Consider the following 14,199-nt stretch of genomic DNA (forward strand, 5'->3'; position numbering starts at 1 on the left):
ACATCTCGACAGGGTGACCATTGCGGCCACCCTAACGACGCCGTCTGCAACGGGCAAGGTCAGCCGTTGTTTTGTTTGGCCTTGGCGCGCATTTTTTCCGCCATGGAAGTCATTTCGTTGTAGAGCAGCTGCGGGTTCTTTTGCTTGATCGCCCAGGCCATGCGTCCTTGTTCGTGGGGCAGAATCATGAATTCGCCGGCCGCTACTTGCTGATAGATATAGTCGGCGATATCCGCCGCCGTAATCGGCGAACTTTCCAGCAACTTGCCCACCTGCGCTTTCATCGCCGGCGTCGGGCCACGGAAAGAGTCGAGCAGATTGGTCTGGAAGAATGACGGACAGACCACATGCACGCCGACTTCCTGCTGCGCCAGTTCGATCAACAGACTTTCCGAGAGCGCCACTACACCCGCCTTGGCAACGTTGTAGTTGCTCATCGCCGGGCCTTGCATCAGTGCCGCCATGGAGGCGATGTTGATGATTTTGCCTTTGCTCTGTTCAAGCAGCGGCAGGAACGCCTTGCAGCCTTTGACCACGCCCATCAGGTTGATTGCGATCTGCCAGTCCCAGTCTTCCAGCGACAGTTCGCTGAAGAAACCGCCCGAGGCCACGCCGGCGTTATTGACGATGACGTCGATGCCGCCGAGCTTCTCTTCACAGGCCTGTGCGAATGCGGTGAGCTGGCTGTAATCACGCACATCACAGCGCTGGGTAAAACCGTCGCCACCGGCCTCGCGGACCATTTTCAGGGTTTCCTGCAGACCGGGTTCGCTGACGTCGGACAAGGCCAGTTGCCAGCCTTCACGCGCCCAGCGCAGCGCGATTTCGCGACCCAGGCCCGAGCCCGCACCAGTGATCATCATGCGATTTTGCATAGCAGACAGCCTTGTTGTTCCGGGGAAGATGCGCGGAGTGTAGCGAAGGATCGGCGCGCGCCCACGCTCCATCAGATTGCTGAATGGTGAGGGCAAACCGTGGCGCGTTGGATTTCCGGAAAGGGTCTGAGTTCTGAACTAGGCGGGCGAAAAAAGGAAATAAGCCTGCAATCCAAATACATTAAAAAAACATTGAATTTTCTTTCATGCGCACCGGTCGGAATTTGTAAGCCGTCTGGAATTACTTAGTCTCCAGTCGCCCTTGAATACCAAGACTTCTCGAACGCTATCAACAAGGAAATCGACATGGGCACAATTTTAATCATTATCCTGATCCTGTTGCTGATCGGTGGTCTGCCGGTCTTCCCGCACTCCAGAAGTTGGGGTTATGGTCCTTCGGGCATTATCGGCGTGGTATTGGTAGTGCTGCTGGTGCTGCTGTTACTCGGCCGGATATAACGATTCAAGCGCAAAAAAAGAGGCCCTGTTCAGGGCCTCTTTTTTATTGCGTGGATTTTACTGTCGCCAAGCGATCAATCCGGTTTGCCGTGAATCACACCGGCGGTGTTATCCATCAGGCTCTTGGTCGCCGTTTGCAGGAACGCTTCAAGCTTGAGTTTCAACTCGGCGGTGCGCGGTGCATTCGGTACCACTTCGGCATGCGGATTGGCCCCCAACTGGTACTGCCACATCTTCGGCCCCATGTCCTTGTCTCTCGGCAATACCAGAATCTGGTCGGCCGTGACGATGGCGGTGGTCTGCTCGCTGCCCGACGGCTTGATCACACCGAAACCGGTGTCACCTTCTGGCAGATTGAGCAAATCGCGGCCCCAGCACTGGTGACGCACTTCGCCACCGAGGCGGCCCATGATGGTCGGCACGATGTCGATCTGCGTACCGACAGTGTGGTCGCGGGTACCGAACTTCTCCTGGATGCCCGGAGCGATCATCAACATCGGCACGTTGAAGCGGCCCAGGTCCATTTCGGTGATCTGGCGCTCGTTGCCGAAGCCGTGGTCGCCGACGATCACGAACAGGGTTTCCTTGAAGTACGGCTCTTTGCGCGCCTTCTCGAAGAATTGACCCAGCGCCCAGTCGGAGTAGCGCATGGCGGTCAAGTGTTCGTTGAGGCTGCCACGGTCGGTGACACGCTCAACCGGCAATGGCGTCGGCAAGGCGTATGGTGTGTGGTTGGACAGGGTTTGCAGCAGCGCATAGAACGGCTTGCCGTTTTCCCGCGCCTTGAGCTCCTGCAGGCCACGGTCGAACATGTCCTGGTCAGACACGCCCCAGGTCGGATCGGAGAACACCGGGTTGACGAAGTCGTTACGGCCAACAAAGTTGGTCATGCCCTGGTTGCTGAAGAAGCCCGACTGGTTGTCCCAAGCGAAGTCGCCGTTGTAGACGTACACGTCGTCGTAGTCACGGGCGCTGAGCACCTGCGGCAGGCCGGACAGCTTGTGGCTGCCTTCCGGGGTCTGCATCAGGTATTCGAAACCTGGCAGGTTCGGGAAGCAGGCCATGGTCGCGAACATGCCCTGGTGGGTGTGCGTACCGTTGGAGAAGAAGCGGTCGAACAGCAGGCCTTCCTTGGACAGTTTGTCCAGGTAAGGCGTGATGTTGCCTGGCGCGCCCAATGCACCGACCGAGTGACCGGCCATGCTTTCCATCAGGATCACCACGACGTTCTTGATCGGCAGGGTCTTGTCGGCCGGCGGCGTGTAATCACGGCGCACGGCGGCAATATCGGCATCGACCAGTTTGTCGTCCGGCATCAGCAGCATGTCGCGCACGACTTTCTGCGCTTGCTCCTGCGGTAACGTCGCTTTCCAGATATTGTCGCGATCTTCGCCCATACGGGACTTGGCGGCCTCGATCAGCGACAGCGTGGCGTTGAGGCCGAGCTGGTTGGCGAAGTTGGAGTCGGTGGTGTAGACGTCACCCCAACGCATCGGCGGGCCTTGGCGCAGGGTGCCACGAGCGGCGACCACGCAAATCAGCAGGCAGACCACGAACACCGCCAGACGGGTGTACCACGGCGCGACCTGACGGCTGCTGACGCTGCCACCGCTGAAAGGGCCGCGCGGCCGGGTGGCACGGTCAGCGCCTTTGAACGCCAGAGTCAGAATGACGGTGCCGATGACCCACGCCAGCAGGTAGCGCACCACCGGGAAACCGTACCAGAGCATGCTCATCACGGTTTTCGGGTCTTCTTTCACGTACTGGAACACCAGGCCGTTGAGGCGCTGGTGGAACTCGCGGTAGAAGTCCATCTCCATCAGGCCGAGGAACAGCGCGATGCTTGAGGCGATGGTCAGCCACAAGCGGAAGAAACCGCGTGCGGCCATGGCGCGGGCACTGAACAGTGCCAGCACCAGCGGAATGCAGACGTAAACCACAAGGCGCAGGTCGAAACGCAGGCCGTTGACGAAGGCTTCGAGGAAGGTCGAAGCCGGGGTGTCGAGGATCATCTCGCGGTTGTAGACCAGCAGCGCGAGGCGCAGCACGGAAAACATCACCATCATGACCAGTGCACACAGCAGCGTGTAGGCCAGATGCGATTTGACGGTCGGTTGCAGCAGGCGAGCAGAAGATCGCTGCTGATTCAGGGCGTCCGGGTTTGCCATGTCGTTTTAGGACCCATTGGAAGTTGAAGTTGCAAAAATACAGCGGCGCCATGCCCTCTATTGGTCATTCCAGACCCCGGGGCTTGCGCAGTGCGCAAATGTTGCACGATCACCCGCACCATTGCCATTGATTACTGCCCCGCCGCCAGACACTTTCATTTATGGCAGCTGGCAAACAGCGCGGGCGAATTGTCGGGAACACTTTGTGAAAATTTCGTGCAACGCATATCTGGAAACACAATATAGATACAAAACAAAACGCCCCGACATGACCGGGGCGTTTCGCTAAATGCGGGTCGATTACTTCTCGGCGCGCTCTTTTAAGGCTTTAAGGGTGTTGAACGGCGCATCGACGACAAACTTGTTGGCAACCATTGCCGGCACGCTGCCGCCTGGTTCGGTGTGCACTTGATAAGTGACCTCAACCTGGTCGCCCTTCGGTACGAACTTCCAGAAGCCTTTGACCTGCTGCACACGGACAAAGCCTTTTTCTTCAGGAACGTACGTCGGCAGACCTTTGAGGTTGCGGGTCAGGCTGCCGTCGGCGCCTTCGACGGTGGTGACTTCGATCACCGAGTCACGCGGAGTTACCGGCCAAGGAGTATTGAACTGGCTATAGGTCCAGCTCTTGTCGCCTTCGTGCTTGAGCAGTTTCTGGGTCTTGCACTCGTGAATCCAGGCGCAGGCGCCAGCGACGTCTTCCTGCAGTGCGCGCAGTTTGGCGACGGTGGTTTTCATCAGCGCAACGCCTTGGTACGACTTGTAGTCCGAACCCGGCACTTCACTGAGGGACACCTTGATGCCGTCCTCGTTCTTGGCGACCTTCCAGTCCTCAGCCTGAGCAACGGAGGTGGCCAGCACAGCGGTCAAACCACACAACACAGCGATACGATGCAGCGAACCCATAGTCTTTTTCCTTATTGTTGAAGTTCCGTTCGTTTGACACATCACGCCGCCGTCATCTGCTCCCACCAGCCGATCAGCCTGATCGCTTCTTCCGAGCTGCTGCCACAGACTTCGACATCCGCCGCGAAGCCGGAACAAACTGCCGGGCGCTCCGGGCGGCCGAAAATGCTGCACAGGTTTTCGACCGAGAGTTGCACGCAACGTTCGCCGGCAGGTTTGCCATCAGGCATGCCGGGAATCGGCGAACTGATGGACGGGGCAATGCAGCAAGCGCCACAGCCTTCACGGCATTTCATGACGAACAATTCCTCGCGACGGGCGATGTGTGAAAGGGACGCGGAACAGAGTAACCGCTAAAACGGCTGTTTCAAATTCCCTGAACCGGGGTTTTTAGCGATAACTGAATGTGACTGACCAGTCTCCGACAAAGCGTCTGCTCTGCGGGTCACGGAGGGTCTGGATTTACTGTTTGAATTCGAAATCCAGCGCGGCACCTTCGACTTCGCGGCGCTCTTCATTGCGCAGTTGCAACTGCATTTCGTTGCTGAGCAAGCGGCCGTTGAGCTGGAATCCGTTGTTTTTCTCACCAAACATTTGCGGCAGGATTGGCTCGCGCTTGGGCAATTCAACCGTGCCCTGGGGCTTCAATTCCTCGACCATGTCCTTGGGCAGGCTCAAATCGAGTTTGGCTGACGGCAACTTGGTTTTTACCACTTCACTGGCAGGTTTCGATTTGGAGGCGACCGGCTTGCGTTTCTTGATGACTTTTTGCTGGGCTTTCTTTGCGGAAACTGCTTTTTTGGCGACGGGCGTTGTTTTACTGGCGGGTGTTTTTTTCACCGCCGAGCTCGAAGCCGGTTTTTCCTGCGCAGCCGCCATGACATCAGGCGCATGACCGATCATCAGCAAACCCAACAAAACCCAAGCGGCAGGAAAAATCGCTTTCATGGACCCAACGACACTAACGGCAGAGGGCCATATGCTCGCTTGTTGAACGCCACAAGACAAGCATCACCCACCGCCCGTTCAGAATCCGCCAGCGGTTTCCTGACACAGTTGAGTTGCCAGCAAACCGAGAGTCATCAATGCCCGCTCCGCCTCGCGGTTCCACGGAATCCCGCAGTTCAGGCGGATACAGTGGTTGAACTGCTCGGTATTACTGAAGATCAGCCCCGGCGCAATGCTGATGCCCTGCTGCAACGCACGCACATGCAATTCTTGTGTATTGACCCTGCCCGGCAGACTCACCCAAAGGATGAAACCGCCCGTGGGCCGGCTCATCTGCGTGCCTTCGGGGAAGTACTGCTGCACCGCCAACTGGAAGGCGCTGAGGTTTTTCCGGTATTCCTGACGGATGTACCGTAAATGCCGGTCATAACCGCCGTTTTCCAGATAAGCGGCAATCGCCATTTGCGTCACACTGCACGCCGAATGCGTACTGAAGGTCTGCAAGCGCTGGATTTCCTGCTGGTACTTGCCGGCGATCATCCAGCCGATGCGCACACCGGGTGACAACGTCTTGGAGAAACTCGAGCAATAGATCACTCGGTCGAGACGGTCATAAGCCTTGAGCGCCTTGGTGCGACCTTGCTCGAACATCAACTCGCCATAAATATCGTCTTCGACGATCTGGATATCGAAGTCCGATGCCAACCGCAGCAGTTGTTTCTGCCGCTCTTCGGGCATGGTGCCACCCAGTGGATTGCTCAGGCGCGTGGTCAGCACCAGCGCCTTGATCGACCATTGGTTGGCGGCCAGTTGCAAGGCTTCGAGGCTCATGCCGGTGGCCGGATCACTGGGAATCTCGATGACTTTCAAGCCGAGCAGGTCCGCCAGTTGCAGCAGACCGTAATAGGTCGGCGACTCGGCGGCGATCAGATCGCCCGGCCGGGTCAGCACACGCAACGACATCTGCAGGGCATCGACGCAACCGTGGGTGATCACCACTTCTGACGGGTCGACCACCACACCGGCATCGCGCATGCGGATCGCCACTTGCCGGCGCAGCGGTTCAAAACCGGGGCTGAACATGTAGCTGAAGGCGCGCGGGCTATGGAAACGGGTGACCTTGGCCAGTTGCTGATGCAGTGCGCGCACCGGCAAGTAATCGACACTTGGCACGGCGGCACCGAGCGGGAACACGCCTTCACGGCGCGATTCGACCAGAACCTGTTGAATGATGCTGCTGCGTGTGACCAGACCGGGACGCTCAACCCGCGCGATGTCCGGTGTCGGTGCCGTCAGCGCAGGTGTCTGGTGGACGTAATATCCGGACTGCGGACGCGCCCGGATCAAGCCCTGATCTTCGAGATTGGCGTAAGCCTGCAACACCGTCGCATGGCTGACGTTGAGCTGAGAACTCATCTTGCGCACCGAAGGCACGCGCTCCCCCGGTTGATAGACACCACGGCGGATGTCTTCGGCCAGTTGCTGAGCAATACGTTGGTAGAGCAAGAGATTGGTCATGACGCAGCACTCGATTTCACGGGCATTTTATTCTTGTGTGAAACAATACCGGAACAGTTTAGAAGTGTACTGGGACAGTTGCCACATTACTCGACCATACAGTCCGGTGTCTGCCCCCAACTGTACGGATTTGCGAGCCATTCGACAGACGTAAAAAAGCCCGGCACTGCATGACAGCCCGGGCTTTCCAGAGACGCAACCCTTAACGGGCAGCGCCGAGCTGGCCTTTTTCGTCGGAGAAGACGATTTCCACCCGACGGTTCTGTGCCCGCCCACGCTCGGATGCGTTGGCGTCCACCGGGTATTCGTCGCCGTAGCCTTCGACTTGAATGCGCTTGTCCTCGATGCCCAAATCCATCAGCACATCTGCCACCGATTGAGCGCGGTCGCGAGACAGTTTGAGGTTTTCCTGCTTGCCGCCGGTGCTATCGGTGTAACCCTCGATACGCACCACGCGTTTCGGGTTCAGTTGCAGGAACTGCACAATTTTCAGCACCACGCGGTTGGCCGAGTTTTTCAGCTCTGCTTCACCGGTGTCGAACAGCACATCGCCGAGGGTCATCACCAGACCACGGTCGGTCTGCGTGGTGGCCAAAGCAACAATCTGTTCTTCGAGCCATTTGCCCTGCTGCTGCACGCTCAGCAGTTTTGATTCACGCAGGGCCAGTTGCAGACGCTGGCGCTCCAGCTCCAGCTTCGCCGCGCGTTCTTCGTTGAGCACCTGATTGGTGTGCTCGCGGGCGATTTCACTGTAGCGCTGGCTCAGGTAGGCGTAATGCACCACGTCTGATCCGCTGCCCCAGTAGGTCGACAAACGATCGGCGCGAGCCAGGGACTCACCGGCGCGAATCACGTCTTTCGGCGCGATGCGCAGCACGTTGGAGTCTTCCTTGACTTTCTGGAAGTCGGCGCCGGCTTCTTGCAGTGCGGATTCGCTGTGTTGACCGGCGCAGCCGTACAGGCTGGCGCAACCGGCGAGGATCAGAGCACCGAAGGCTTTGGACTTGAGGCTCATTGGGCATCTCCCAGTTGCTTGCGCAGACGGACGATGCGGCTGTTGAGCACATTCACCTGTTCCTCACTTTTTTGTGTCAGCACCTTGGCTTCGGCGAGACGCGCATCCAGCTCAGCCTGTTCTGAACGCATGCGTGCGTTGCGATAGGACTCGTCGGCCATGTTGCCTTTGGCGCGGTTGTACTTGGTTTCGGCCAGTTTCATTTCCGGCACTTCGTCGGCGGTGGCGCCAACGGCCTTGGCCTGGGTGATGGCTTGTTCGGTCAGGCGCATTTGTTCGTTGGGTGCCGGATCGGTTGCGCAACCGGCCAGAGCCAGAACGGCCACAGCCGCGAAAAGAGGTCGAATACTCACTAAGAATCCCTACTGTTTTGGGGCACTGACAGGTTGTTGCGGCTGTTGCTGCTGCGCCTTCCAGCGCTCGATGTTGCGTTGCAGCGCGGCTTCCGTCAGTCCGGACGCGGGCAATTCTGTCATCTTTTTGGCCAACTGTCCGCGCAACCACGGATCGTTGCACGCCGAGTTGTGCGAAACCGCGAGGTACAGCCCCGGGCGGTCGATGGGTTGCTCGAACGCCAGCAAGTCATTGGTCATGCCCAATGCCTGCGCGGCGGCCATGCCCGAGTAACGGCCGGCGAGTACATATTCCACTTCGCCCAAGAGCAGTTTCTGAAAGGCCTGAGTGAGGTTGGCTGTCCGGGTCAGGGTCAGATTCTGCTCGGCGAAAGTGCCGAATGCCTGGGTGATTCGAGACTTTTCCGACAGCGCACCCGCGTGGCCGTGCAGGTCTTTGGCTTCGCTGTAGACCAGGGTCGAGCCTTTGCGCGTCCACACCAGATAGTCGTTTTCCAGCAACGGAGGATGAATGTAGTCGAGGGTTTCCAGCTCGGTGAGGGTCAGCGGCGCGTCGGCCAGCATGTCCATGCGCCCGCTGCGCACTTCGTCGAGGGCTTGCGAGCGTTTGCCAGCGTAGAGCAACTCGACTTTGATGCCGAGATCCTTGGCGACTTGTTGCAACAAATCGGCACTGGCGCCAATCAACTGTTTGGGATTTTGCGGGTCCTGCCACAGATACGGCGGCGCATCCGGGCTGCCGGTAACGACGAGGCGCTCGCACTTGCCAGCGGCCATGGCCAAACCGGGTAACAGGGCCAATCCCAACAACCATCCGCAGCGCAGATCCATGGCGAAACGCTCCCAATCAAATCCGAGACAAAAAAAAGCCCGACCAACAGGCCGGGCTCTTTATAAGTGAAGCCGCTGGATTAGACCAGCTTCTCCAGCTCAGGGACGGCTTCGAACAGATCCGCCACGAGACCGTAATCGGCCACCTGGAAGATCGGCGCTTCTTCGTCCTTGTTGATCGCAACGATCACTTTGGAGTCTTTCATGCCGGCCAAATGCTGGATCGCGCCGGAGATACCGACGGCGATGTACAGCTGTGGCGCAACGATCTTGCCGGTCTGACCGACCTGCATATCGTTCGGTACGAAACCTGCGTCGACCGCGGCGCGCGAAGCACCGACGGCAGCGCCCAGCTTGTCGGCCAGGGCGTACAGGTGTTTGAAGTTGTCGCCGTTCTGCATGCCGCGGCCGCCGGAAACGACGATCTTGGCAGCGGTCAGTTCTGGACGGTCGGACTTGGCCAGTTCTTCGCCAACGAAGCTCGAAGTGCCCGCGTCGTGTGCAGCGCCGACGGCTTCAACAGCCGCCGAACCACCTTCAGCAGCAACCGGGTCGAAACCGGTGGCACGTACGGTGATCACTTTGATCGCAGCGGTCGATTGCACGGTAGCGATGGCGTTACCGGCATAGATCGGGCGCTTGAAGGTGTCAGCGCTTTCGACCGAGATGATCTCGGAGATCTGGTCAACGTCCAGCTGCGCAGCAACGCGCGGCAGGATGTTTTTGCCGTTGGAGGTAGCGGCAGCCAGGATGTGGCTATAGCCAGCGCCCAGCTCGGCTACCAACGGAGCAACGTTTTCCGGCAACTGATGCGCGTAAGCCGCGTTGTCAGCATTCAGGACTTTGCTCACGCCAGCGATTTTCGCAGCGGCTTCCGCCACGGCGCCAGCGCCCTGACCTGCAACCAGAACGTGGATGTCGCCGCCGATTTTGGCAGCAGCGGCCACGGTGTTCAGTGTGGCCGGGGCCAGCACTTTGTTGTCGTGTTCAGCAATAACCAAGATAGTCATTTAGATTACCTTCGCTTCGTTCTTGAGTTTTTCAACCAGTTCAGCCACGGACTTGACCTTGATGCCTGCGCTGCGTGCAGCCGGCGCTTCGACTTTCAGGGTCTTGTTGGTGGAGGCGGTGGAAACGCCCAAAGCGTCCGGAGTCAGCACTTCGAGAGGCTTCTTCTTGGCTTTCATGATGTTTGGCAGAGACGCGTAGCGCGGCTCGTTCAAACGCAGGTCGGTGGTGACGATCGCTGGCAGTTTCAGCGAAACAGTCTGCGAGCCGCCGTCGATTTCGCGAGTTACGGCAACGCTGTCGCCGGAAACTTCGACTTTCGAAGCGAACGTGCCCTGACCGTAGCCGCTCAGTGCAGCAAGCATCTGGCCGGTCTGGTTGTTGTCGCTGTCGATGGCCTGCTTGCCAAGGATTACCAGTTGAGGCTGTTCCTTGTCGACCACAGCCTTGAGCAGCTTGGCCACGGCGAGCGAGGTCAGATCTTCAGCGGATTCGACGAGGATGGCACGGTCGGCACCCAGAGCCAGTGCGGTACGCAGCTGCTCCTGAGCGGTGGTCGGGCCGATGGAGACGACGACGATTTCAGTCGCAACACCTTTCTCTTTCAGGCGTACGGCTTCTTCCACTGCGATTTCGCAGAACGGGTTCATCGACATCTTGACGTTGGCGAGATCGACGCCGGAATTGTCCGCCTTGACGCGAACCTTGACGTTGTAATCCACAACGCGTTTGACAGCTACAAGAACCTTCATGGATTCCTCGTTACTCTCCGGTGAAAAGAAAGTCGCCTAGGCGAACCTGGCGGTTGATGCTCATCAGGCTAAAAGGGCACCTCTAAAAACGCCGACCGGGGTGCGATGTGATTCCACAATGTGAAGGGGGTGCGACCGTTCGTCAGTGGTGACCGACAAGTCATTGATCCTCACGCTGTGTAAACTGCGCGCCAGACTGCGCTGCGCAGCACTCTCAACCACCTGTGCCCTGTCTTTAGACGTGCTCTTGAAACCGCCAGTCTGCCTACGACGAGCGCAAAACCGCCCGTATCTTGACCGGAACGCCTATTCCGGTCAATACAGCAAAATGACCATTCATAAGCCGCGCTTCTTTGATTTCTCTGGGCTGGAGCCGATTCAAACAAACGTTTGTATTGGACGCTCGGAGTGGTGTAGATATAATGCGCCGCCTAGAGAGAAAGGTCTGTTCTCCAATATTCCCCTTGACGTTAACGTAAAGGAATAGCGGATGCGACATCAAACCTCCAAATTAGAAAAAAAACTGTTGAGCCTTGAGTAGGAGATAGCCTGTGGAACGCGAATACATGGAATTCGACGTGGTCATCGTCGGTGCCGGCCCCGCTGGCCTGTCCGCCGCCTGCCGTCTGAAGCAGAAGGCCGCCGAAGCCGGTAAGGAAATCAGCGTCTGCGTGGTCGAAAAAGGCTCCGAAGTCGGCGCACACATCCTCTCCGGTGCCGTGTTCGAACCACGCGCTCTGAACGAATTGTTCCCGGACTGGAAAGAACTCGGCGCGCCGCTGAACACCCCGGTTACCCGCGACGATATTTTCGTGCTGAAAAACGCCGACAGCGCGCAGAAGATTCCTGACCTCTTTGTGCCCAAGACCATGCACAACGAAGGCAACTACATCATCTCCCTCGGCAACCTGTGCCGCTGGCTGGCCCAGCAGGCGGAAAACCTCGGCGTAGAAATCTACCCGGGCTTCGCCGCTCAGGAAGCGCTGATCGACGAGCAAGGCGTGGTGCGCGGGATCATCACCGGTGATCTGGGCGTCGACCGCGAAGGCAACCCTAAGGAAGGCCTATACACCCCAGGCATGGAACTGCGTGGCAAGTACACGCTGTTCGCCGAAGGTTGCCGTGGCCACATCGGCAAGCAACTGATCAAGCGCTACAATCTCGACAGCGATGCCGACGCCCAGCATTACGGCATCGGCCTGAAAGAAATCTGGGAAATCGACCCGGCCAAGCATCAGCCAGGCCTAGTGGTGCACACCGCCGGTTGGCCGCTGGACATCATGGGCACCGAGAACACCGGCGGCTCGTTCCTCTATCACCTGGAAAACAACCAGGTGGTGGTCGGTCTGATCGTCGATCTGTCCTATAGCAACACCTACCTGTCGCCGTTCGACGAGTTCCAGCGCCTCAAGCATCACCCGGTGCTGGCCCAGTACCTGGAAGGCGGCAAGCGCATCAGCTACGGCGCTCGCGCCATCTGCAAGGGTGGCCTGAACTCGCTGCCGAAAATGGTCTTCAAGGGCGGCGCGTTGATCGGTTGCGACCTCGGCACCCTGAACTTCGCCAAGATCAAAGGCAGCCACACCGCGATGAAGTCCGGCATGCTCGCCGCTGAATCGGTGGCTGACGCGTTGTTCGCGGAAAAGGACGGCACTGAAGAACTGACCACTTATGTGGATGCGTTCAAGAAGAGCTGGCTCTACGACGAACTGTTCGCCAGCCGCAACTTCGGCCCGGCGATCCACAAGTTCGGCGCCATCGTTGGCGGCGGTTTCAACTGGCTGGACCAGAACATCTTCGGCGGCAAACTGCCGTTCACCCTGCACGACACCAAGCCGGATTACGCTTGCCTCAAGCTCGCCGCGGACTGCAAGAAGATCGACTATCCGAAGCCGGACGGCAAACTCAGCTTCGACAAGCTCAGCTCGGTGTTCATCTCCGGTACCAACCACGAAGAAGAGCAGCCTTGCCACCTGAAGCTGACCGACCCGAGCATCCCGATCAGCAAGAACCTGCCGCTGTATGACGAGCCGGCGCAGCGTTACTGCCCGGCCGGCGTATACGAAGTGATCACCAAGGAAGACGGCGAGAAGCGCTTCCAGATCAATGCGCAGAACTGCGTGCACTGCAAGACCTGTGACATCAAGGACCCTTCGCAGAACATCACCTGGGTTACGCCGGAAGGCGCTGGCGGCCCGACTTATCCGAATATGTAAGTCGAACCGCTGAACATCAAGGCTCCCGAGTTGGGGGCCTTTTTGTTGCCCAAAATTCCTCTGACACCACAAAACAACTGTGGGAGCGAGCCTGCTCGCGAAAGCGGTGCGTCATATAAAGTCGAGGTCGACTGATACACCGCCTTCGCGAGCAGGCTCGCTCCCACAGGGGATTTTTGTCGGCTCAGGCAGCGCGTTCATCACCCGGGCTTCGCTCGAAATAGCGCTTATATTCGCGGCTGAACTGCGACGTGCTCTGATACCCCACCCGATGCGCCACCTGCGCCACACCCAGCCCTTCCGCCACCAGCAACGTCTGCGCCTTCAACAAGCGCAAACGCTTCAGATACTGCACCGGCGACAACAACGTGCTGCGTTTGAAATGTTCATGAAAGGTCGACACGCTCATGTTCGCGCAACCGGCCAATGTTTCAACGTTCAACGGCTCGGTGTAATGCGCATGCAGATGACTGATCGACGCCGCCACCCGCGCGAACTGCCCCTGCTGCTCGACCAACGCGCGCAACACATCGGCCTGCGGCCCGCGCAACGCGACAAACAACAACTCCCGAACCCGCGCCGGCCCGAGAATCTGACATTCCAGCGGATCGTGCAGGCAACTGAGCAAACGCTCGACGCAGCCGCGCATGTCATCGTCGAGCACCACCGACGTCATCGATTCCGGGGTCTGCGCCGGGATATGCCGACCCGGCGCAAGGCCCATGGCCAACACCAACTCACCGAGCAACACCCGATCAATCGCCACCGACACCCCGAGCAACGGCGCATCCGGCAAGGCAAACGTCTCGCACTCGAACGGCACCGGCAGCGCCTGAATCAGGTAATGCCCGGCGCCGTACTCCATTGTCCGCGGCCCGAGGAACGCCAGTTTGCTGCCCTGGGCGATGATCATCAGGCTCGGCTCATAAATGTGCGGGCCACGGGCGACGTCGCAACTGGCGCGCAACACCTGCACACCGGGCAACCCGGTCTGCGAATAACCATCGCGCAGCGCCAGCGGTTCGATCAACGAAACCAGCCGGGCATTGGCATCAAGATGACGGGTTAATTGCATCAAAACTCTTCACTGAAAAGGTGGCGGAAAAAGGGATAAAAGCATCATCGCAGATCCTTTTGCCAATACGACCGA

At 58.5% G+C, this 14,199-nt stretch carries 14 protein-coding genes; 2 read left to right on the forward strand and 12 right to left on the reverse strand.

The genetic code is table 11. From position 1 onward, the window contains the following. Positions 1-59: 59 nt before the first annotated feature. Complete coding sequence (locus ACZZ0G_RS03385; protein ID WP_463395285.1) at positions 60-875, reverse strand: SDR family oxidoreductase; 816 nt, start codon at positions 873-875, stop codon at positions 60-62. Between the two features lie 300 nt (positions 876-1,175). Here ACZZ0G_RS03385 and ACZZ0G_RS03390 point away from each other — a divergent pair, with 300 nt between their 5' ends. Next, a complete protein-coding gene (locus ACZZ0G_RS03390; RefSeq protein WP_169432680.1) occupies positions 1,176-1,334 on the forward strand; it encodes a DUF3309 family protein in 159 nt (52 codons plus the stop codon). Between the two features lie 74 nt (positions 1,335-1,408). Here the strand turns inward: ACZZ0G_RS03390 and ACZZ0G_RS03395 are convergent, their stop codons facing one another. The 10 genes from ACZZ0G_RS03395 to ACZZ0G_RS03440 all read right to left on the reverse strand — a co-directional run bounded on the left by ACZZ0G_RS03395 (position 1,409) and on the right by ACZZ0G_RS03440 (position 10,833). Then, positions 1,409-3,502, reverse strand: coding sequence for an LTA synthase family protein (locus ACZZ0G_RS03395; RefSeq protein ID WP_463555308.1), 2,094 nt, complete (start codon positions 3,500-3,502; stop codon positions 1,409-1,411). Positions 3,503-3,802: 300 nt separating this feature from the next. Further along, positions 3,803-4,408: an START domain-containing protein gene (locus ACZZ0G_RS03400; RefSeq protein ID WP_122597194.1), complete on the reverse strand. Its 606-nt coding sequence runs from the start codon at positions 4,406-4,408 to the stop codon at positions 3,803-3,805. A gap of 41 nt (positions 4,409-4,449) precedes the next feature. Then, a complete protein-coding gene (locus ACZZ0G_RS03405; RefSeq protein WP_007908349.1) occupies positions 4,450-4,704 on the reverse strand; it encodes a YkgJ family cysteine cluster protein in 255 nt (84 codons plus the stop codon). 166 nt (positions 4,705-4,870) lie between these two features. Next, entirely contained in the window at positions 4,871-5,356 is a 486-nt protein-coding gene (locus ACZZ0G_RS03410; protein ID WP_463555309.1) for a translation initiation factor 2, read from the reverse strand. Between the two features lie 78 nt (positions 5,357-5,434). Next, positions 5,435-6,874 carry an aminotransferase-like domain-containing protein gene (locus ACZZ0G_RS03415; RefSeq protein ID WP_064391472.1) on the reverse strand — a complete coding sequence of 480 codons (1,440 nt, stop codon included), beginning with the start codon at positions 6,872-6,874 and terminating at the stop codon, positions 5,435-5,437. 202 nt (positions 6,875-7,076) lie between these two features. Continuing rightward, entirely contained in the window at positions 7,077-7,889 is an 813-nt protein-coding gene (locus ACZZ0G_RS03420) for an OmpA family protein (RefSeq protein ID WP_463555310.1), read from the reverse strand. Beyond that, the gene (locus tag ACZZ0G_RS03425) at positions 7,886-8,242 is read right to left on the reverse strand and encodes a DUF4398 domain-containing protein (protein WP_463555311.1); all 357 of its coding nucleotides are present in this window, start codon (positions 8,240-8,242) and stop codon (positions 7,886-7,888) included. Before ACZZ0G_RS03425 ends, ACZZ0G_RS03420 begins: the two co-directional genes overlap by 4 nt. Before the next feature lie 9 nt (positions 8,243-8,251). Then, positions 8,252-9,073 (reverse strand): substrate-binding periplasmic protein, encoded by an 822-nt coding sequence (locus ACZZ0G_RS03430; protein ID WP_463555312.1) that lies wholly within the window; start codon positions 9,071-9,073, stop codon positions 8,252-8,254. Positions 9,074-9,153: 80 nt separating this feature from the next. Further along, a complete protein-coding gene (locus ACZZ0G_RS03435) occupies positions 9,154-10,083 on the reverse strand; it encodes an electron transfer flavoprotein subunit alpha/FixB family protein (protein ID WP_007908340.1) in 930 nt (309 codons plus the stop codon). Continuing rightward, a complete protein-coding gene (locus tag ACZZ0G_RS03440; RefSeq protein ID WP_463555313.1) occupies positions 10,084-10,833 on the reverse strand; it encodes an electron transfer flavoprotein subunit beta/FixA family protein in 750 nt (249 codons plus the stop codon). It lies immediately after the preceding gene. A 551-nt stretch (positions 10,834-11,384) separates the two neighbouring features. On the opposite strand from ACZZ0G_RS03440, the gene ACZZ0G_RS03445 reads away from it, so the two are divergent. Further along, positions 11,385-13,049, forward strand: a complete 1,665-nt coding sequence (locus ACZZ0G_RS03445; protein ID WP_150648311.1) for an electron transfer flavoprotein-ubiquinone oxidoreductase — start codon at positions 11,385-11,387, stop codon at positions 13,047-13,049. Positions 13,050-13,233: 184 nt separating this feature from the next. Here ACZZ0G_RS03445 and ACZZ0G_RS03450 read toward each other — a convergent pair whose 3' ends face one another. Next, positions 13,234-14,124: an AraC family transcriptional regulator gene (locus ACZZ0G_RS03450; RefSeq protein ID WP_093435363.1), complete on the reverse strand. Its 891-nt coding sequence runs from the start codon at positions 14,122-14,124 to the stop codon at positions 13,234-13,236. Positions 14,125-14,199: the final 75 nt, after the last annotated feature.

This window comes from Pseudomonas sp. AC169 (genome assembly GCF_979258515.1).

Coding starts and splice junctions, on each gene's coding strand:
- ACZZ0G_RS03385 (WP_463395285.1), bottom strand. CDS start 875: ATGCAAAATCGCATGATGATCACTGGTGCGGGCTCGGGCCTGGGTCGC.
- ACZZ0G_RS03395 (WP_463555308.1), bottom strand. CDS start 3,502: ATGGCAAACCCGGACGCCCTGAATCAGCAGCGATCTTCTGCTCGCCTG.
- ACZZ0G_RS03400 (WP_122597194.1), bottom strand. CDS start 4,408: ATGGGTTCGCTGCATCGTATCGCTGTGTTGTGTGGTTTGACCGCTGTG.
- ACZZ0G_RS03405 (WP_007908349.1), bottom strand. CDS start 4,704: ATGAAATGCCGTGAAGGCTGTGGCGCTTGCTGCATTGCCCCGTCCATC.
- ACZZ0G_RS03410 (WP_463555309.1), bottom strand. CDS start 5,356: ATGAAAGCGATTTTTCCTGCCGCTTGGGTTTTGTTGGGTTTGCTGATG.
- ACZZ0G_RS03415 (WP_064391472.1), bottom strand. CDS start 6,874: ATGACCAATCTCTTGCTCTACCAACGTATTGCTCAGCAACTGGCCGAA.
- ACZZ0G_RS03420 (WP_463555310.1), bottom strand. CDS start 7,889: ATGAGCCTCAAGTCCAAAGCCTTCGGTGCTCTGATCCTCGCCGGTTGC.
- ACZZ0G_RS03430 (WP_463555312.1), bottom strand. CDS start 9,073: ATGGATCTGCGCTGCGGATGGTTGTTGGGATTGGCCCTGTTACCCGGT.
- ACZZ0G_RS03435 (WP_007908340.1), bottom strand. CDS start 10,083: ATGACTATCTTGGTTATTGCTGAACACGACAACAAAGTGCTGGCCCCG.
- ACZZ0G_RS03440 (WP_463555313.1), bottom strand. CDS start 10,833: ATGAAGGTTCTTGTAGCTGTCAAACGCGTTGTGGATTACAACGTCAAG.
- ACZZ0G_RS03450 (WP_093435363.1), bottom strand. CDS start 14,124: ATGCAATTAACCCGTCATCTTGATGCCAATGCCCGGCTGGTTTCGTTG.